Source organism: Halpernia sp. GG3, from assembly GCF_052976925.2.
This window is the reverse complement of record NZ_JBRIIR020000003.1, coordinates 1-21654: the sequence shown is the minus strand read 5'-3', so window position 1 is coordinate 21654 and position 21654 is coordinate 1. Positions and strand designations below refer to the sequence as shown.

The 21654-nt window shown below is 34.0% G+C and carries 13 protein-coding genes; 8 read left to right on the top strand and 5 right to left on the bottom strand.

Annotation, left to right across the window (positions count from 1 at the left end; genetic code table 11):
- Positions 1–37 precede the first annotated feature (37 nt).
- A complete protein-coding gene (locus ACVBED_RS00510) occupies positions 38–4219 on the top strand; it encodes an efflux RND transporter permease subunit (RefSeq protein WP_473094324.1) in 4182 nt (1393 codons plus the stop codon).
- A 6-nt stretch (positions 4220–4225) separates the two neighbouring features.
- Positions 4226–5560, top strand: coding sequence for a TolC family protein (locus ACVBED_RS00505; protein WP_473094323.1), 1335 nt, complete (start codon positions 4226–4228; stop codon positions 5558–5560).
- Positions 5561–6047: 487 nt separating this feature from the next.
- Here ACVBED_RS00505 and ACVBED_RS00500 read toward each other — a convergent pair whose 3' ends face one another.
- From ACVBED_RS00500 to gldJ, 3 genes are all read right to left on the bottom strand, one after another.
- Entirely contained in the window at positions 6048–6839 is a 792-nt protein-coding gene (locus ACVBED_RS00500; RefSeq protein WP_447120640.1) for a hypothetical protein, read from the bottom strand.
- A gap of 1 nt (position 6840) precedes the next feature.
- Positions 6841–7134, bottom strand: coding sequence for a putative quinol monooxygenase (locus ACVBED_RS00495; protein ID WP_447120639.1), 294 nt, complete (start codon positions 7132–7134; stop codon positions 6841–6843).
- A 140-nt stretch (positions 7135–7274) separates the two neighbouring features.
- Positions 7275–8885, bottom strand: a complete 1611-nt coding sequence (gene gldJ, locus ACVBED_RS00490) for a gliding motility lipoprotein GldJ (protein WP_473094322.1) — start codon at positions 8883–8885, stop codon at positions 7275–7277.
- A 156-nt stretch (positions 8886–9041) separates the two neighbouring features.
- Between gldJ and porU the strand changes: the two genes are divergently transcribed.
- The 3 genes from porU (at position 9042) to ACVBED_RS00475 (ending at position 16477) form a co-directional block, all read left to right on the top strand.
- Complete coding sequence (porU, locus tag ACVBED_RS00485) at positions 9042–12935, top strand: type IX secretion system sortase PorU (RefSeq protein ID WP_473094321.1); 3894 nt, start codon at positions 9042–9044, stop codon at positions 12933–12935.
- Between the two features lie 22 nt (positions 12936–12957).
- The gene (porV, locus tag ACVBED_RS00480; protein ID WP_473094320.1) at positions 12958–14121 is read left to right on the top strand and encodes a type IX secretion system outer membrane channel protein PorV; all 1164 of its coding nucleotides are present in this window, start codon (positions 12958–12960) and stop codon (positions 14119–14121) included.
- Positions 14122–14419: 298 nt separating this feature from the next.
- Positions 14420–16477: an FUSC family protein gene (locus ACVBED_RS00475; RefSeq protein WP_473094319.1), complete on the top strand. Its 2058-nt coding sequence runs from the start codon at positions 14420–14422 to the stop codon at positions 16475–16477.
- On the opposite strand, the gene ACVBED_RS00470 is transcribed toward ACVBED_RS00475, so the two are convergent.
- Positions 16461–17072, bottom strand: coding sequence for a 4'-phosphopantetheinyl transferase superfamily protein (locus ACVBED_RS00470; RefSeq protein ID WP_447120630.1), 612 nt, complete (start codon positions 17070–17072; stop codon positions 16461–16463). The two genes, ACVBED_RS00475 and ACVBED_RS00470, sit on opposite strands and share 17 nt — an antisense overlap.
- Positions 17073–17226: 154 nt before the next feature.
- Here ACVBED_RS00470 and ahcY point away from each other — a divergent pair, with 154 nt between their 5' ends.
- The 3 genes from ahcY to ACVBED_RS00455 all read left to right on the top strand — a co-directional run bounded on the left by ahcY (position 17227) and on the right by ACVBED_RS00455 (position 20601).
- The gene (ahcY, locus tag ACVBED_RS00465; RefSeq protein ID WP_473094353.1) at positions 17227–18540 is read left to right on the top strand and encodes an adenosylhomocysteinase; all 1314 of its coding nucleotides are present in this window, start codon (positions 17227–17229) and stop codon (positions 18538–18540) included.
- A gap of 199 nt (positions 18541–18739) precedes the next feature.
- On the top strand, positions 18740–20077 hold the full coding sequence (locus ACVBED_RS00460; protein WP_473094318.1) for a PDZ domain-containing protein: 1338 nt from the start codon (positions 18740–18742) through the stop codon (positions 20075–20077).
- The gene (locus tag ACVBED_RS00455; protein WP_473094317.1) at positions 20077–20601 is read left to right on the top strand and encodes a hypothetical protein; all 525 of its coding nucleotides are present in this window, start codon (positions 20077–20079) and stop codon (positions 20599–20601) included. Before ACVBED_RS00460 ends, ACVBED_RS00455 begins: the two co-directional genes overlap by 1 nt.
- On the opposite strand, the gene ACVBED_RS00450 is transcribed toward ACVBED_RS00455, so the two are convergent.
- Positions 20598–21654, bottom strand: a 1057-nt coding sequence (locus tag ACVBED_RS00450) for a L,D-transpeptidase (RefSeq protein WP_473094316.1), incomplete at its 5' end; no start/stop codon positions are given. The genes ACVBED_RS00455 and ACVBED_RS00450 overlap by 4 nt on opposite strands.

The following is a 21654-nucleotide window of genomic DNA, read 5'->3' as shown; positions in this document are numbered from 1 at the left end:
TGACCTAGTTTTTCATTAAAAATAAAAAAGGAGAAAAATGTTAGAATTAGCTTTTAAAAACAAATATTTGATCATCGTTCTATCTTTATTGATAGCCGTGATCAGTTTGGTCGTAGTGAAACGGCTACCGGTAGATATTCTACCTAACTACAAAACTTCTGCCGTGCAGGTGTTAACCCTTTATCCTGGTATGCCTGCCGAAGTAATGGAAAAAGACATCACTTCCAGAATAGAAAGATGGACAGGGCAATCAAACGGGATAGCAAGCCAAGAAAGTAAAAGTATGATTGGTGTTAGTATTGTGAAAGATTTTTTTTCAGAAGACATTGACCCCAATACGGCACTTTCACAAGTAACCTCATTGGCAATGTCTGATTTATATTATTTGCCTCCAGGCACAGTGCCACCCATGGTAATGCCCTATGATCCAACCGCTTCAACACCTTTGGCGTTACTGGCAGTGAGCAGCGATAGCTTGGATGGAAAAGAACTGTATGACATCGCCTATTTTCAATTGCGGAATTTATTAGGCTCTGTAAAAGGGATTATTGCCCCTGCCGTATATGGCGGAAAGCTTCGGAGAATTTTCATGTATGTGTATCCTGATAAGCTACAAGCCTATGGACTTTCTCAAACAGATGTAGTTGATGCGGTAAAGAAAAATAATGTGATGATCCCAACAGGCGACATTAATATTGGCGATATGAATTACAGCGTAAATGCCAATGGAATGCTACCCAAAGTGGACGACTTCAACAACATTGTGATAAAAATGGATAAAACTGGTGCACCCATTTTTTTAAAAGATATTGGCTATGCCAAAGATGCTAGTGCCATACAAACAAACATAGTTCACATCAATGGTAAAAGGCAAGTTTACATTCCTATTTACAAGCGTACAGGAGCAAATACCATAGCCTCTGTAGAAGCTGTAAAAGGGAAATTAAAGGCTTTGAAAGAACGCTTACCAAAATCTGTAAATCTTGATGTCATCCTTGATCAGTCTACCTATGTGCGGCACAGCATAAACGGTTTGGTTAAAGAAGGTATTATAGGTTTGGTTTTGGTTTCCTTAGCCTTATTATTATTTCTTGGGGATTTCCGGTCAACGTTTATTGTTGCACTGAGCATTCCACTTTCTATCATGTTTGCGTTTATCGGCTTGTATTTTACCGGCGATACCATAAATAGTATGACGTTGGGTGGAATTGCCTTAGCAATTGGTTTACTGGTAGATGACAGTATTGTTGTACTCGAAAATATTGATAAGCACTTAAAAAGAGGAAAAACACCGGCTAAAGCTGCATTTGACGGTGCAAAAGAAGTAGCCTTACCTGTTTTAGTGACAACATTAACCATCATTATTGTTTTCCTTCCAATTTTATTTCTTACGGGTATTACAAAGTTTCTTTTCACACCGCTTGCCATTGTCGTTTCGTTGGCGATGATTGGTTCTCGGTTTTTTTCTATGACACTTGTTCCAATAATGGCGGCTGCTTTTTTCAAAGAGCACGATCCTGATCACAAACCCGTAAGATTTCTGAGAATGTTTAACAGTGGAATTACGCGTCTTACCAACGGCTATGTGAAATTGATTGATAAAGCATTAAAATTTAGGTGGCTAGTCTTAGGAAGCGTAGCTGTTTTATTTGTGATTTCGATGTTTGGTTTTCAAAAATTAGGTCGAGGGCTATTTCCGCAAATGGATGTTGGTCAAATATCCATGGATGTTCGTATGGAAAGTGGAACAAGAATCGAGAAGTCTGAAAAAACAGTCACGGAAATTGAAAATTTTTTGAAAAAAGAAATCGGAAATGACGTGAATTTGGTTGTTTCAAATCTCGGCGTTTTGAATGATTGGCCAGCAGCCTATACCCCAAATTCTGGTACACAGGATGCAACAGTCAATGTCCAGTTGAAAGAAGGACATAAAACCAAAACGGCAGATTATATTAAAAGACTCCGCCCTCAATTAAAAGCAAAGTTCCCAGGGGTACAGTTTATCTTTAATACCGGTGGAATCATAACCAGTGCTTTAAATTTTGGTTTACCATCGCCAATTGATGTGCAAATTATTGGAAACGATTTACACCAAGCTCATGCCATTGCCGTAAAGGTGCGGGATATTGTACAGAATGTAAACGGAACGGAAGATGTACGCATTCTTCAGCGATATGACCATCCAGAAATTAAAGTGGACATCGATAGAACTAAAGCAGCACAGGTAGGGATAAATGCAGATGATATTGTTAAAAATACTGTTTCGGCATTAAATTCTTCTGTAAACTTTAAACCTTCCTTTTGGATTGATGGGAAAAATGGCAATCACTATTTTGTAGGAGTTACTTATCCAAAAACAGAATTAGATAATCCTCAGGCGCTTGAAAATATTTCGGTGACAGGAACAAATGGAAAAGTTACGCAACTGAAAAACATAGCGAAAACCTCTTTATCTTCTGCTCCAATTGAGATTAATCACTTGAATTTACAAAGGGTAACGGATGTATTTGCTAATGTAGAAGGCAGAGATATTGGCTCCACTGGAGCTGAGATTGAAAAAAAACTAAGCGTACTTCGTAAAAATTTACCCGAAGGATACAAAGTTGAAATAAGAGGTGAAATACAAAGTATGAAAGAAGGCTTTAGCAATCTTGGTTTGGGTTTAGCCCTGGCAATTCTCTTGGTTTATCTTGTCATTGTTCCACTATTGCGTTCATTCAAATTGCCTTTAATTATTATTACTGTAATTCCTTTGGGATTAATTGGTGTGACGGCCATGTTGTGGGCAACAAATACGAACCTCAATATCCAATCAATGATGGGAATAATAATGATGGTTGGAATTACCGTTGCTTATAGTAATTTATTAGTAGATAAGATGAACAACCTCTTTAAGGAGGGCAAACCATTAGTAGAAGCCATAAAAGAAGGGGTCACAAATCGTTTTAGACCTATTCTAATGACCGCTATTGTAGCGATATTGGCGCTATTCCCAATGGCATTAGGCTATGAAACAGGAGGAGAAGCAAATGTACCATTGGCAAGGGCAATTATTGGAGGCGTAGCTGCCGCAACCCTTTTATCGCTGTTTGTTGTGCCCATTTTATTCTATTTATTCAACAAAAAAACTCAAATTAAAATGAACTCAATCAAATCAATTATCATTATACCTATTTCTATGCTTTTGTTTTCTTCTTGTAGTAACAATAAAGCAGAAAAGCAAACTGCAACTGAAAATAGAAATATTCCAACCGTTTTAGTAAGTAATGCCGAAACCCATAAATTTGATGCATCATTGCAAATTTCGGGAACAGCTATGCCCAATCAGCAAGTAAAACTGTTTGCAATGACTAGTGGCTTTTTAAATCAATTAAAGGTAGATATCGGCGATTTTGTAAATAAAGGACAAATCCTTGCCGTTTTGGAAAATCCCGAATTATTAAGTAATAAATTAAAATTTGAAGCCGAATTGAAAGGCAAAAAATCTATTTATGAACGATTAAAAGCGATCTATGAAAAAACACCTCAGCTTACTACCATTGCTGATCTTGAAAAAGCTGAAGCAGAATACATAAGTATTAAAGCACAACGTGATGACATCTTAACGCAGATCAAATACCTGAACGTAAAGGCCCCATTTTCAGGTGTAATTGTAAATCGGTTTGTAGACAAGGGAGCAATTATTCAGAGTGGATTAAATAATGCTAACGCCATGCAATTATTTGAAATTCAAGACGTACGACCTATTAGATTGGCAGTTTATGTACCAGAAACAGATGCCCCATTAATAAACAAAGGGACTAAAACAAAAATTGTATTCCCTGAGCTGTCAAATACAAAATTTTCGGCAGCCGTTTCACGTATTGCTTATGGCTTAGATGAATCTACCAAGACCATGAAAATCGAAATTGATTTACCAAATACAGATTTAAAAATAAAACCCGGCATGTATGCCAAAGTAGAAATCCAAAAAAGCGGGCATAAAGATGCTTTATCAGTTCCAAATGAAGCAATTGGGAACGTAGATGGCGAGTCATTTATTTGGATTGCTAAAAACGGGGTTGTTAAGAAAGTGGATGTGAAAATAGGGATACGAGATGCAAAATTTTCAGAACTATTAAGCGGTGAAATTAAACCGACAGATAAAATTGTAGTTCAAGGAAAACAACTTTGTTCTGATGGAGCAACTGTTAAAATAAAAGAATTAACCACTAAATAAAAGAAAATGAAAAATAGCTTAAAATATTTTGTTGCCATCCTATTTGTGGCAGCAACATTTACGGCAAATGCACAGACAACATTACCAATCAATTTACAAACGGTTTTGGAAATGGGCGGCGCCAATAATTTAACCATTAAAGAGTTTAAGGCAAAACAAGAATTAGCAGAAGCCAATTTATCCAAAGCAAAAGAATGGTGGTTGCCTGATGTATATGCAGGTTTACAAACACAACAACTTTGGGGTGCTGCAATGAACGCAGATGGACGTTTCTTTTTAGATGTGAACAGACAAAACCTTTGGGGCGGTTTAGGCTTAAATGCAAACTGGAATTTTGCGGAAGGTATTTACAAAACTAAATCTGCTAAACTTCAAGTTCAGGCTTCTGTCTATCAAACACAGGCGGAAAGAAACAATACACTTTTAGCAACCATTAAAGCTTACTATAATTTGCAAACAGCACAAATGAAGGTAGTTGCTTATAAAAACTTGGTGGCACAATCTGATACTATTACGCAACAAATTTCTATTCAGGTGGGAGCGGGACTGCGCTACCAATCAGAATTATTGTTGTCAAAAAGCAATCAAAGTCATTTAAAAATTGAAATGCTGAATGCAAAATCGGAATACAATCAAAAATCAGCTGAGTTGGTGCGTTTACTTAACCTTGAAAGCAAAGTAAAATTAGTAATTATCGATAGCGTAATGGTTCCTTTGAACTTTCAGCAAGAATTTTTATCGGTTAATGATTCAACGTATAAAAATAGACCCGAAATCAAAGCAGTAGATTTGACGATTCGGTCATTGCAAACAGAACGAAAAACCATTACAACAGGCTTATTCATTCCAACATTGAGCATAGGAACTTACGGTTCCTATTTTGGAAGAATTAACGGGGCGATCTCTCCAGTATTTCCATTACAATATCCCGACACAAAACAGCTTTATCCGACAGGAATGCTAAATGCATCTTTAACTTGGAAAATTCCTCTTGGGCGTTTGATATATGGAGGCGATCTTAAAAAATTCAAAAGCCAGATAACGATTCAAGAAATAAAATCGGAACAATTGAAAGGACACATCAATGAAGAAATTGAAAATGCTCAACAATTGATTATTATTGGGAAGGAACAAATACAAATTGCGAAAGCAGGATTAGATTTTACAACAGAAGCTCTGCACCAAAGTATTGAAAGACAGAAATTGGGAACAGTAAAACCCTTTGAGGTTTTTCAGGCACAACAGTTTTTCCTGCAATCCCAACTTGACTATTTGATAGCGATCAGCAATTACAACAAGTCACAATTTGAATTAAAAGCAGCGAAAGGAGAAATATTGTAAACTGACGAATACTTGCAAGCATTCTGAAAGCTTTCGGGATGCTTGCTATTTTCCTACTCAAGAAAAATTGAATAAAAAAAACTTCTTTCCATTCTGAAAGCCAAGCATTTAAAGTGACATTGGATATAAGATTAGCTTGAAAAAAAAGTTTGGCAAAAATGGAAGTGAAGTTTTTTCATGAAAGTTTTTCTTAAATTTGAAGTGACACCTAACTAAAAAGTGTGTAAGTTGAAGGCTCAGATTTTATAATCTGAGCCTTTCTTCAAATAAAAAAACAAATTGATTGAGTACGATTCCCCAATTTCTAATTGACATTAACAGTAAAAAACCAACCCGAAAGTTGGCTTTTTTGTTTTAAGGACGCGAATTGTAAATCTGCGATATCGGCATCTACTATCCTTAAATTTAACGCAAAATTAGAAGAAACTTATCTGATTTTTGAAAACGGCTAGAAGGATTTAAATTCATAAAAACATCATTGAAAGATTTACTTCTTTTCAAAAATTTCTTTTCTAAAACTGCCGTCTTTATTTGGTATTTCAATCACGTAATTTCCATTTTCTAAATAACCTAAAGTCATTAAACTATTTTCTAAAACTACACGATAAACGCCTTCTTTCGTAGATTCTGTAAAAGTTGCATAGGGAATTGAACTGTTTGCTGGAACTAAAATAAATCTATTGTTGTCTAGGAGAACTTTTTTGAGAATTAAATTGCCATTCGTGTAATTCTGGACATTATTTGAAGCTGTTTTTGGTTCTGATTTTGGTTGTATGATGCTTCTTGATTTAGTTATTTCTACTGATTTGACAGTAATTGGTTCATTTTTTTCAACAAATATCGCCTTTACTTCCGAAAATTTAAACAATGGTGAAGAATTTGGGATACTTTTCAAAATATTTTGAAGTGCTTCGCTATAGCCAGTTTCATACTCTTTTTCGTCTGAAGCGCCTTGCTGTGAAATCAAAACTTTCCCATTGCAATCTTTAGCTTCAAGTGTAAGTTTAGTTTTAAACATATTTCCAGATTTAATTACATTTATAACTGCCACTTTACAAGGATCTTGCTTTAATTCTTCTGGCCAAAGACGATTTTCGGTTTGTATCACTTCATAACCTTTTGTCTTTAATTTTTTAACTAAAGTTGAGTTTAATTCAAACTGATTATCTTGAAAATCTTTGAAATCTTGCGGTACATAAAGGTATTTATAATCTGAAAGTTTTTGCGCATCAATAGCATGAAAACCCATAAATAAAAAAATTAAAAAGATATTTTTCATTTTAAGATAATTTTTGACATTGGTGAATAGCTGGCTCAGCTGCAAAAAATGGTTTTGCTTTTTCCATCATAATTTTTATACCCTCAGAATTTAAATGTCTATCAATATCTTGTTGACTTTCCCAAACTTCAATTGTAAAAAATATACCTGTATTTTTTGAATCTTCTACTAAATCGTAACTGACACAGCCTTCTTCTTTTCTCGTGTTTTCTACCATTCCATTTAAAAGTGGGATCACCTCGGCTAAATTATTATCTTTAAATCTCAAATCTGCTACTACATGAATTTCGCTCATAATATTTTATTTTTTTTATTAACACAATCGTTTTAAAACCACATCAGCCATATCGGTCAAAACAGAAAACTTATAATATCAAATCTAACAAAAAAAAACCTAAATCTTTCGATTTAGGTTTTGATATCAAATAATGTAAATTATCTTTTTGTTCTGCCTCTATTTTGTGATTTTGCATCTTGTGCAACTCTAAACCCAATCCAGCCGAAAGCTCTGCTTTCATCTTTAAATCTTCTTTGTCCCGGATCCAGCCAATAAGCTGTGTCAAGCCACGAACCACCTTTTACTACGCGAACATCGTCCGAAACTTTTGTTGTGCGCATTTTAGGATCTTTTTGTAAAATCACATGACCTCGGGAATCTACGATAAATTTTTTCTTACTGTCATTATACATGCTAAAAGCGGCTTTACTGCTGTCCTGCTCTTTTCCATAACCTGCATCTAAAGACGATTGAAAATCACCATCTCTGAAATTTCTGTCATCCGCTGTCGTTTCTCTGGCATATTGTCCCGGTAGACCTTTATAAATTAAACGTCCATCTGAAAGTGTATCATATTTTATAGCGTTATCTTCAATCTTTTTAGAGGATCCGTCCGCATTTTTTTCAACAGTTCTGGTCACATTTCCACGGAAATAATTAAAATCGCTGCCTTCTTCATCAATAATTGGTCTGTAAACGTCAGCCGTCCATTCAGAAACGTTACCAAACATTCCATAAATTCCTAAATCATTAGAAGGAAATTGCTTAACATCAGAAGTTGTAGGAGCTCCATCATTTTTCCAGCCAGGAACACCGGAATAATCTCCCGCACCCATTTTGAAATTTTCAAGATACATCCCGCGGTTCTTACCTTTTTTCCCCTTAAGCTTATTAATTTCTGGATCCTTGCCTTTTACTAAGTTATATTCTCTGTTTTTTTGTTGTCCCAAAGCGGCAAATTCCCATTCAACTTCTGTCGGCAAACGAAATTTTTCAACTAGACCCGCAGAAGCATTTTTATTTGCAGCAGCAATACGCGTATTAGTAGTCTTTATTCCTGTTGCTTTTTGCAATTTTCCTTTGTTTAGTAAAGCGTCCAGATCTGCATCATTACCTTTATATTTATCCATGTTAAATGAACTTGACCCGACATTATTAGCCTCATTACTATAATAATCTTTTGGCAATACACCTTTATCTATAAGGGCTTTCTCATTTGCTCTATTAGTTAACCAATCGCAGTATTGCGACGCTTGTAACCAAGTAACACCTACAACTGGATAGTAATCATACTCCGGGGAACGGAAATACGTTTCTGCGAAATCATTTCTGGATAATTTGTTATTCCAAACTAAAGTATCAGGCAAAGCACCTTTATAAATCTCTTTATAATTTGGATCTGAGGGTGGAAATACAAATTTCAACCAAGTTACATATTCTCTATATTCGTAATTCGTGATTTCTGTTTCACCCATAAAAAAGGAACTTACCTGCATTCTGCGAGGAGTATTATTCCAATCGTGCATGACATCATCTTTAACCAAACCCATTGTGAAAGTTCCGCCTTCAACGTAAACCATGCCTGGCCAACCTTTTTGTTTTTGCTGTTTCCCGGTAAAAAACCAACCTTTTGAGTCGTTTGGTTTCCATCCTGTTTTACTTGTGAAACGTTTAGAACCGCCACCATTTTTAGAATTGCCTCCGCCACAACTCGTAAGCAAAAAAGCAGCACATATTATTATTAAAGAAAACAACTTGAGTTTGTTCATACTATCTTAAATATTTTCAGGATACAAAGAAAAATTAAATAATCCAATTAAGCAATTAATGGTTTAGGTTTTTTGAAAAACGCACATAAATATATTTTTATTGTATCATATGATTATTTTAATTTTTTCGTTTAATTTGTAATTGATACACAATATATGAAACGTAATTTATTATTTATTATTTTCTGCAGTATTTTTTCATTAGCGGGCGCCCAAAATATTAATATAAAATGGGATGGTTCCACGAAAATAGATTACGGAACTGAAAGTAAAACATTACCACATTTTACTAATGAGGGTTTTAATTATGAAGAGGGAAATGTAATTATCCGGCTTAATCAGAAAACAAATGACGTTTTAAAAGCCGAAAATTTACAATGGGAACAGGTTTCCGAAAAAGATTTATTTGATATTTCAAGATATGAACTAAGATCCGCTGACGAAATAAGTGTAAGTTCTTACAAAAAAGAAGGGGAAAATTTTGCATCTGTTAGAATTGTAGCTTTTAAAACTGTAAAAAATCAAATTTTAAGATTGTCTGGCTTTTCCTTGGTGAAAGACAATAAACCTCAAAATATAAATTTTAACAGAGCTTTATCAACTACAGATAATCCTCTAAAACAAGGCACTTTCTATAAAATTAAAGTCGATAAATCTGGTATTTTTAAAATCACGACTCAATTTTTGCGCGCAAATGGAATAAATCCGTCAGATATAAATCCTAAAAACTTTCGAGTTTATGGAAATGGGGGTTTAATGTTACCAGAATTTAATCAGGATAATTATTACAGGTCCTTACAGGAAGATGCGATCGAAGTATATGGAGAAAATGATGGTGTTTGGAATGATGGTGACTATGCATTATTTTATGCACAAGGTCCCGATGGGTTTAACCTGTATAAAGGTTCAGTGGGAGATGCGACAAACCGACGTACTGATACGCGCTCAGACAGAAGTTTAAATTTAAAGAATATTTATGAAAACTATTCCTATTACTTTATAAATTTTGATACCGGATCGGGAAAGCGGGTTCAAACTGAAGATACTACAGCACTACCTTCTCAATTAATAACAAGATACGACGATTATCAGGTCATCAACGAAGAAAAATTTAATCTTCTGAAAATTGGCCGGGCATTTCTTGGCGACTCCTTTAACAGTAACAAAAGTGTTTCATTTACTACCAGAACTCCATTACAAGCGGGAGATAATATTGTTTACAAAACTTCAATTGCGCCCTATCAATTTCAAGGGAATTCTTTAAAAATAAATATTAATAATAAAAACGAAAATAATTATAATTTCACGGCAGGAACGCAAGACTATGTTTTTGTTAATAGCAGTGGAACCGTAAATGGATTAACGGGAAATCAAATTACTTTTAACTATTTACCCAATATTGGCGCAAATCCAAATGGAATTGTTTATTTAAACTATGTAGAAGTTACTTACAAGCAGGATCTGGTCTTTAATGGTTCACAAATGAATTTCCGTTCGTACGATATTACTGAAAACAGCACTAAAACTTATGGTTTTAGCCTTTCTGACGCGTCTTCCGTAGAAGAAATCTGGGATGTTTCAGATATAACAAATGCGAAGAAAAAGATAAATAAGGCATCTGGTGATACTTATAATTTTGGGTATACCCCAAACAATCAAAGTTTTAATAATGAATTCGTTGCCTTTAAAAACACGTCTGCCTACGAACCTACCTTTGTAAATAAAATTGGTAATCAAGATTTATCGGCGCTTTCTAATATTGATTATCTGATAATTACAGCGCCTGAAATGCTGGGACAAGCGCAAAGATTAGCAGACTATCATAAAAATATTGACAACTATAACGTAGCAGTTGTGGATATTAATAAAATTTACAACGAATTTTCTAGTGGAAGCCAAGATATTACGGGCATAAGAAACTTTGTAACAAGATTAAGTTCTACCAACGGAAATCTGAAATATTTAATGATCTTGGGAGATACCTCTTTTGATTACAAAGGCATCCAGTTTCCAGCTTCAGATATTGTACCAAGCTATGAAAGTGAATACAGCCAAGATTTTTCGGGATCTTTTGTAACGGATAATTATTTTGTAATGACCGCACCTCAATCTTCCACAAATATACAGGGAATGTTACCAGATCTACCTGTTGGCAGATTACCCGCTGCAAATATTTCAGAGGCAAAACTACTGATCGACAAAACTTTAGCTTATTATAATCAATTGCCAAGTCAATCCACACCCTTTGGGGATTGGCGCATGAAATTAGATTTTGTAGTAGATAATGATTTGCAAAATGAAAGCCCTCCAAGTGGTGTCGCTTTTCACACTGCAGCAAACGAAGCTATAGCTGCGAATTTTGAAGGATCTTCCACCGATAAACCAGAATATAACATCAGAAAATTATATCTAGATGCTTTTCCTGCAACTAATTCTGCAGGTGGGGCAAGATATCCCGAAGTAAACCAAGCGATTAGTAGTGATGTAAGTAATAGCTTATTTTTATTTTATTTCGGACATGGAGGTATTAATGGTTGGGCGCAAGAACGTGTCTTAACTAGTACCGAAGTTCAAAATTTTAACAATTTTAATAATGTTTACAGTAGATTTCCCCTAGTTGCCACTATAACCTGTGAATTTACTTTATGGGATGATCCTTCCAGTTTTTCAACCGGAGAGCAGGTCATAAAATCTAAAACTGGCGGCGCCGCTACAATGATTACATCAAGTCGTGCAGTGGGCGTAGATTACGGTTTAAAGTTTACCAGAACATTTATAGATCAAATTTTTAAATTAGAGAATGATGATTTTAGAAGTTTAGGGACGGCATTTTTAGCAGCAGAATCTATCACTGGACCAACTTCTAACCATCTAAAAGTTAATTTTTTAGGCGATCCTGCGATGAAACTTAGCCGTCCAAAAAAATTGATAACAATAGACAATGTAGATTCGCCTGTTCCCGGTCAGCTACGGGCTTTAGATTTTGTAACGATTACCGGTAAAGTAAAAAAAGTTGATGGACCCGTTGACACTTCATTTACAGGTAGAATCTCCATAAATATTTATGATAAAAGATTAAATAAAAAAACCCGAAATAACGTTGGTTTTTTAGTTCCAGTCTTAGAATATACCGAAGAAGGAAGCCCTATTGTAAAAACTTCTGGTGAGGTGAAAAATGGTTTATTTTCAGTAAAATTTTATGTTCCTAAAGATATTAATTACACCATTGGAACTGGTAGAATTTTAGCTTACGCGGATAATCAAAAATTTGATATTTTTGTAAACGAACCTTATAAAATCGGCGATATAAATCCGAACGGTCTTAATGATATTGTGCCGCCAATTGTTCATTTATTTATGAATAACATCAACTTCGCAGACGGAGGAATTACCAATCAAAACCCTACGCTTTTAGCCTGCGTGAGTGACAACACGGGGATCAATTCAACAGGTTCAGGTATCGGTCATGACATTACCGTAGTTTTAGACGGACAAGTAATTAATACTACTGTTTTAAATGATTTCTATTTTTCTGGAGAAGGCAATGGCTGTGTTAATGCTACTTTAGAAGATTATCAGAAGGGAAATGTATCCTACCCGTTCAGAAATTTAACTCCTGGTCCGCATCAATTGGTATTTAAAGTTTGGGACATTAACAATAATTCGACAACAGCAACGTTAAACTTTATAGTAAAGGATGAAACAGATCAAAATTTAATTGTTAAAAAATTATTAAATTGGCCAAATCCTTTTACAGATAAGACTTACATTCAGTTCGAACATAATTGTGATAATATTTTAGATGTAAATGCACAGATTTTCACGATTACTGGTAAACTGGTAAAAACAATTACCGCGCAAGTAACAGCAGAGCCTTTCTTTCAAGGATTTAGAACTCCCAGAACTGCTATAGAATGGGATGGCAAAGATGATTTTGGCGATACTGTCGCGAAAGGTGTCTATATTTTTAAAATATTTGCGCGCAGTGCAAATCAAGATAAATGTAAGGGAAGTGCAACAGCGGTAGAAAAAATGGTATTATTGAAATAAAATTAAAATTAAATAAACACTTATGACTATAAATAGAAAACTCCTTTTAACTTTAGGTCTGGGTTTAAGCATTACTGCTTTTTCACAAAATTTAGACCAAATAAGACCTGTTCTTACAGGTGCACCGTTTCTCAGAATTTCACCAGACGCACGGGCTGGCGGTATGGGCGATCAAGGTGTTGCAACTTCTTCAGATGCATTTTCACAGTTTTGGAATGCTGCAAAATATCCTTTTAGTAGATCAACTTCATCTTTAGCGGTAACATATACACCCTATTTGAGTAAACTTACAAATGATGTTTTTTTGCTTTATGGCGCGTATCACCAATTTTTAGGCGATAATGAACGCTCTACTATTTCCGCCAGTATTTACTATTTTAATTTAGGATCTGTAGATTTAACAAAATTAGTTGGCTCCGAAGTCGTTTCTGAAGGAACCGCGAAACCAAATGAATTTTCTGTTGATGTGGCTTATGGTTTAAAATTAACTGATAATTTCTCCATGGCAGTTACAGGTAGATTTATCAGATCAGATCTATCTGGAGGTTTTAATTCTGATAACACTTTAAAACCTGCAAACTCATTCGCTATAGATGTTTCTGGTTATTTTTTAAGTCCCAAACATCAAAGTTTTGGTGATTATGAAGGACAGGCAAGAGGTGGTTTTGCTGTTCAAAATTTAGGACCAAGACTGGATTATACCGGTGATGATCAATCAAGATCGTATTTGCCGACTACAGCAAGATTAGGTGCTGGTTATGATTTATTTATTGATGACCAAAACAAAGTAGGGATTAGTTTTGAAGCTTCTAAATTGTTAGTTCCAGGTCCGGAAATTACGGGTACTGATACAAATGGTAATCCTACCTATAATGTGCCAAACGTTGGAGTAATTCAAGGTGTAGGCAAATCTTTTAGTAATAAAAAAAGCACAATGCTTAGTGGCGCCTTAGAATATACATATGATAATGCTTTCTCGTTACGCGGTGGTTATTTTCATGAAAGCGCAGAACAAGGCGGCAGACAATACGGAACAGTCGGTATTGGATTAAAATACCAGTCTTTTGGTTTAGATTTATCTTATTTAATTAATACTTCTAAAATTAATTCTGCTCTAGACAATACTTTAAGAGTTGGTTTAACCTGGACTATCGGAGATGAAACTTCAAATGCACAGGATTATTAATAAAAATTAATTTAAACTTAAAAAAAGAGTCTCCATTGTGAGGCTCTTTTTAATTTGAGAAGTTTAATTTTGCTTTAGGATTTCTACTAAATGTCTTATACCTCAGATTTTAAAAGATTTGTTACCAGCCAATATATTTTTGCAGCCGTTCGAGTAACGCTTGCAGTTGTTCTACCGAGCATTATAATGGCTTATTTTGGTGTTTTAAAAGAGTTTTTCTTATTTCCACTCGCTACATTATTTGTTGGTCTTACAAGTCGACCGGTTTCTCCGGCGAAGAAATTCTCTGCTTCTCGCTGTGATTTGTTTTTTTATTGCGGCCGCAATTGCAAGTTTAGCGAAAGGTAATCCCATTTTCATTTTTATAGAACTCCTTTTATTCGGTTTTTTCTTCAGTATGATCGGCATTTATGGGCAGCGTTTGTCGGCAGTAGGTTCTTTAACGCTGATTGTCTTAGCAATATTTATTGATGGACATCTTACCGGTACAGATGAGCTTAAAAGTCTAATTATCTTTTTAGCGGGAAGTGTTTGGTTTATTTTTATATTTTTGATTGTAACAAGGCTTCAACCTTATAAACTGGCCAGCCAGCAAATTGGTGAAAATTATATTTTACTGGGTGAATATCTTAAGATTAGAGCCCAACTTTACCTTCCTGATCCAAATTACGATCTTGTATTTGATGAAATTATTGCACACCAGATCAAAATAAAAAATCTACAGGAAGATACACGTGAAACTGTTTTCCGGACCAGAGCAATTATTAAAGAATCTACTACTACAAGCAGATTGCTGATGCTGATGTTTCTGAATTCTATGGATCTGCATGAAAAACTCATGACTTCTGAAAGTGATTATAAAAAACTTCACCAAGACAAGAAAAATTTAGAAGTACTTTCTTCAATGAATATTTTTCTGCTAAGTTTAGCTACCGAAATCACCAATATAGGAATAGATCTTCAATCCGGCAGAAAATCAAAACCTTTAACAAATATTGATGCGGAGCGTGATAAACTTTATACCATTTACTACGATTACCGAAACAAGGAAATGACTTCGGGAAATCTAGAAAATTTTATGATCTTGCGCCAGATTTTAATGAGAATCACAGAGCTCAGCTCAGAAATAAAAAGTATCTACAAAATATTTTCACAAGATATAAAATTGGCAAAAAGTCTTTCATCCGGTTTAGATCTGCGCCAATTTTTAAACCCGGAAGAAAAGTTAAATTTCAAAGTCTTCAGAAATAATTTGAGTTTAAATTCAATGCAGTTTCGACATGCAATTCGGGTAACGATTGCGCTGCTAATAGGCTACGGTATTACAAGATTTTCATTTTTTCCCGTCGGTCACGCGTATTGGGTTTTGATCACGATTGTCGCTATTATCCGTCCAAATTACAGCATTACCAAACATAGAAATTACGTGCGTTTACTTGGAACAATCTCAGGTGCTTTGATTGCTTATTTCATTCTGTGGCAAATTTCAAACAATGTTATTTTACTATTTTTACTTCTTGTAAGCATGGTTTTAGCCTTCAGTTTCTTAAAAGGCAAATATTATTGGGCCGTACTTTTCATAACTGTTTATGTGTTTTTATCCTTTAATTTTTTAAAACCAGGCAACATCAATATTATTTTTAAAGACCGAATATTTGACAATTTAGTTGGAGGTTTGGTAGTCTTTTTAGTTTCCTACTTCATACTGCCAGTTTGGGAACATACGCAGAATTTAGATTTAATGAAAACTGCAACTAAGGATAACATTAATTATTTTGAAGCTGTAATGAAAAATTTTAAAGCGGAAGAAACTGAAATAAATATGCAAGAGTACAAAATGAAGAGAAAAGCCGCGCTGGTTTCTTTGGCTAATCTTTCAGATAATTTTCAGCGTATGCTTTCTGATCCAAAAAATCAGCAGAAAAAATTGGAAAAAGTACATCAGTTTGTTACTACATCGCATTTATTTACGGCATATACGGCATCATTATCACAATTTTTTAACGGAAAAAGTTTAAAAAAATATCCAGAAATCGATGCTAAAAAATGGACAGAAAATATTACTGCTGAACTTCAAAATTCTTTAAACATCTTAAATAATACAGAACTTTCAATACAAAAGGAAAAAGAACTAAGTACTGAAAGTGAAGTTGAATTTTTATTAAATAGAAGAAAAGCCGAACTTCTAGAAAATGAGCTAGTCGACCAAAGGGATCAATCTAAAATCTCTCGTTTAACAGAGCTAAAAAACATCACAGAACTTTTAGAATTAATGTCTGATGTTGCTCGTGAGCAAAGGAAAGTCTTAACGGGTTTCCAAACTTTTATTGATAAAAAAACTAATCAACAATCGTAAAACAGTAATCTTCAAAAAATTCTACACGTGCAGAAAAGTGATCAGAATTATCGTCGTCATAAACGCTGCAATCAATTTTGCGTAAATTTTTTAAATCAAAAGATTCTACTTTGTAGTTCTGTTTTAAAGAAAAATAATTAGAATGGTGAATTTTATACATACTTTCCTTTACAGACCAAATTACTGTCAGATATCCTACTCTATCTTCTTCTGAAAAAAATTCCGCTTCATTTGCATAGATAAATTTATGCTCAATTCTCAGAATTTTTTCATTAAACTTTTCCATATCAATCCCAATTTTTTCTCGTGAAACAGCAATCGCAGCAAAAGGATAAGAATGTGTTATAGAAATATTAAAATCGTTCGGAAGCAGAAAAGGCTCTCTTTCTTTGTATAAAATTTTGTGCGATGGTAAGATACTTTTTAAAGCTTTACGAACTAAAAGTGTTTCTTTAATTTTTGTCGGGTGAAAGTTTTTTATTTTCTCACCGTTTTCTTTCTCAAGTAAATCTTCTAAATTTAATTCTTCGTTCTCATCATATTTCCAAAGAAGAATGATTGCTTTATTATCCGAAAAATCTTTGTAAAGTGGCATATCAGAAATTAATATAAGAAATTAATAATAAACAATCCCACTATTAAATTAAATATAGTAAAACATTTTATTATTTTGCTTAGGTTTTTGGTTAAGAAAATTTTAGTTCGTAAATTTGCGTAAAATTATTAATAAATAAAATTAAATTTTTATGATGGATACAAAAACAACCTATTTACCATATAAAGTGAAAGACATTTCTTTAGCTGAATTTGGTAGAAAAGAGATAACTTTAGCTGAAGCAGAAATGCCTGGTTTAATGGCTATTCGTGCAGAATACGGACCTTCTCAGCCTTTAAAAGGCGCCAGAATTGCTGGATGTCTTCACATGACGATTCAAACTGCTGTTTTGATAGAAACTTTAGTAGCTTTAGGCGCAGATGTGACTTGGTCTTCATGTAATATTTTCTCTACGCAAGACCACGCTGCTGCTGCGATAGCCGCCGCTGGAATTCCAGTTTATGCTTGGAAAGGTTTGACGGAAGAAGAATTTAACTGGTGTATTGAGCAAACTGTATTTTTTAGCGAAGATAGAAAACCATTAAATATGATTTTAGATGATGGTGGCGATTTAACAAACTTGGTTTTTGATCATTATCCAGAATTAACAGCCGGAATTAAAGGACTTTCTGAAGAAACCACAACTGGTGTTCACAGATTGTACGAAAGAATGCAGAATGGAACTTTGGTAATGCCTGCAATTAACGTAAATGATTCGGTTACAAAATCAAAATTTGATAACAAATATGGCTGTAGAGAATCAGCGGTTGATGCAATCAGAAGAGCAACTGACTTAATGTTGGCCGGGAAAAGAGTTGTAGTTTGTGGTTATGGCGACGTTGGTAAAGGAACAGCGGCTTCATTTAAAGGTGCCGGTTCAATTGTAACAGTAACAGAAATTGATCCAATTTGTGCTTTACAAGCTGCAATGGACGGTTTTGAAGTTAAAAAATTAGATACAGTAGTTGCAACTGCGGATATCGTAATTACGTCAACAGGAAATTACAATATCGTTCGTGGCGAGCATTTTGAAAAAATGAAAGATAAAGTGGTTGTGTGTAACATCGGTCATTTTGATAACGAGTTAGATATGGCTTGGTTAAACGATAATTACGGTGATACAAAAACTGAAATTAAACCACAAGTTGATCTTTATAATATCAACGGAAAAGATATTATTATTTTAGCAGAAGGAAGATTGGTAAATTTAGGTTGTGCAACCGGACATCCAAGTTTTGTGATGAGTAACTCTTTTGCTAACCAAACTTTAGCTCAAATTGAACTATGGACCAATTCTGAAGCTTATGGAAACGAAGTTTATATGTTACCAAAACATTTAGATGAAAAAGTAGCCCAATTGCATTTAGCTAAATTAGGAATAGAACTTGAAACGCTGTCTCCAGAGCAAGCAAAATATATCGGTGTAGAAGTTGACGGACCTTTCAAGCCAGATTATTACAGATATTAAATAATTTATTTGGAGCTTTTTCCCGCTGTGCGTTTAATCTTTTTTTTCACCGTTTATTATATTTAAATTAATGGCAGAATAAAAAAAAGGATACCACTTCCATCGGGGCTAGCTGCAGTCATAATAAAAATAAATTTCCGTCTCAAAAAGAGACGGAAATTTTTGTTTTAAACTCACTTAAAAATTGTAATTTCAGTAGATGAAAGCTCGGTTTATTTTTCTTTTCTGTACGCTTTTGCAGTTCTCTTTTGCACAAGATTTGGGATTTAAAATAAATGCCGGAAAAAAAACGGTAATTCCTTTTCAATTAATAAATAATCTGATATTTATTCCTGTTACAGTAAATGGCATAAGTCTTACCTTCCTATTAGATTCCGGCGTTTCGGAAACGATTCTTTTCAGTTTAGAAAATAAAGAAGTCAATTTCAAAAATGTTGAGAAAGTAAAATTTTCCGGTCTTGGTGATAATGTTGAGCTATTTGGTTTAAAAACAATCAATAATGACGTCAAAATTAACAACCATTTTGAAGACCCTTCTCATACTATTTTTTTAATTTTAAATGAAGATTTTAATTTTTCATCACATGTTGGCATACCAGTAAATGGCATTATAGGCTATCATTTTTTTAAAAATAATCCTGTTCAGATAGACTACATCAGAAAGAAAATTACAGTTTATAATGAAGATAGATACTTTACGAAGAAAAAAAGAAAATTCTCCGAATTTGACATAACATTAGAGGAAAATAAGCCTTACATAAAAGCTTCTGTAAAGATGACGAGCGATGCAAAACCTTCTAAATTGCTTTTGGATCTAGGAAATAGTGATGCTATCTGGTTATTTCCAAACCTAATTAAAGATTTTGTCTACAATAGGCCTAACATCCAGGATTATCTCGGACGCGGTTTTAATGGTGATATTTTCGGAAAACGGAGTAGAATAAAAGAACTTTCCATTGGAGATTTTAATTTAGAAAAACCGCTTATTGCCATGCCAGATGAATATTCTATACAGCACTTAACATTGGTAAAAGAAAGAAAAGGCTCTGTCGGTAATGACGTATTGCGTCGTTTCACAGTAATTTTAGATTATCCAAATAAAAAAATATATCTAAAAAAGAACCGTGATTTTTACGAGCCATTTCTTTTCAATATGAGTGGCTTAGATATCAGGCAGGATGGAATGGAATGGGATAAAGATTTGGTTCAAATAGAAACAAAAAAGGCATCTTCGAACTCCGTCTCAACCGAAGCTTACAATGCACAAAGTTCTTTTCAATATAAATTTACCCTTAAACCAATTTATTCAGTCGCTGGTTCTAGAGAAGGCTCGCCCGCATTTCTTGCGGGAATCAGGAAAGATGATACGATTTTAAAAATAAATAATAGAAAAGCCGCAGACTATTCTTTGCAAAAGATTTTAGATTTATTAAAATCTTCCGAGGGAAAAGAAATTAAAATGGAAATTCAACGGAAATTTGAAGTTTTAAAATTTAATTTTATCTTAGAAGATCCTATTCCTTACGAAGAAAAATAATGGAACAGACAACTTTTGACCAAATTAGAACCCGTCCAAGATTTAAAATTTATACTGCTGTAGAAAAAGCAGCATACACGTTACATTTGAGGGATTTTCTGAAAATAAACGACTCCACTTTTATAGGAAACATCAATAGTGAGACAGCTTTGATAAGTGTAAGATCTGATAAAAATGACTATTGGAAACCTTTTTTAGCATTGCGAACAGAATTTGATACTGAAGAAAATAAAACCTGTGTCCGTGGGATTTTTGGCCCAAGTTCCGCCGTTTGGACTTTTTTTATGTTTATGTATATGCTTTTATCACTTGGTTGGATGTTATGTTTTACCTTATTCTACGTCGCCAAACAAATAAAACACAACGGTTTTAGTTGGGCTTTTCCCACTTCAATGGTGTTTTTAGGCTTGATTTTTCTCACTTACCTCGCAGGCAGAATTGGTAGAGAAAAGAGCAAAGCAGAAATGGAACAACTTCGAAATTTTGCGTTAGAATCTACACTTCACTTAGAATCTAAAAATTAATTTTTCGATGCTATCACTTCTTCTCTCTTCTTTTGTTCTGCTAAAATCTGATCAATGTAAGGTTGAATGTTTTTACTCATTTCACTTTCTGAAAGGTAGTCCGCAGTAGAATTTTGTAACATTTTTCGCCACGGTTTTTGTCCACCCCAGTGATAATCGCCGTTTACAATTACAGGTGTTCCGTTTGCCAATAATTTCCCGTTAGCTAAAATCCATTGATCCGCAAAACTATACAGCCATTCTGCATCGTCTTTTAATAATCTCAAACAAGAATGTGATGCAGGAAACCCGGGTAAATCATATTCATGCCATCCAATGCCCAATCTGTTTGCAATATTGACATTAAAAGGTAATTTCCAAGCGGAATCTACGGTGCTTGTTGCAATTTTTGATTTCCAATTCGCAAAATGCAATCCTGTTGCAGTTTTTGCCGCTTTTTTTCCCATACTTGTTGGGCCCCATTTCTTTAATTCTCCATTTTCATAGACGCCAAAAGCTTGAATGGGATAAGAAAAATAAACCAATTTTTTCACGTCTTTTAATAAAGTAAGTTGCGTAGGAAATGGACTATAATTTAAAAAATTATCTTGAAATTTATTAGGAATAATCAATGTATCGGCACGCCAACTATTCTTCTCATCCAAACGGTTTAAAGCCAGAATAGCATAACGTTCTTCGTCAGAAAATTGTTTTTTAAAAACTGCCATTGCAGAATCTTTCTTTTTCTTCGGAAAAATGAAGCGTGTATATTTTATTTTTGTTTTGGCTAAAGAATCTTCTTTGTTAATATTTATTGTCTGTGTCACATCTTTTACTTCAATCGAAGGTTTTTTTGTGGTTTCAACATTTTTATCTTTTTTACATTGTATAACCAAAAGAAATAATAAAGACATGGCAAAAATATTTAGAGTATTTTTTGATTTAGATTTCATAGCATAGTTTTCCCATAAGTCACAAAAAGAATACCAATCAGTTCTAAACAATGAAATGCCTCCATTCAAAATATTTAAATATCCAAAAATTAAAACCTTAATTTTAAATTTCTTTAACCAA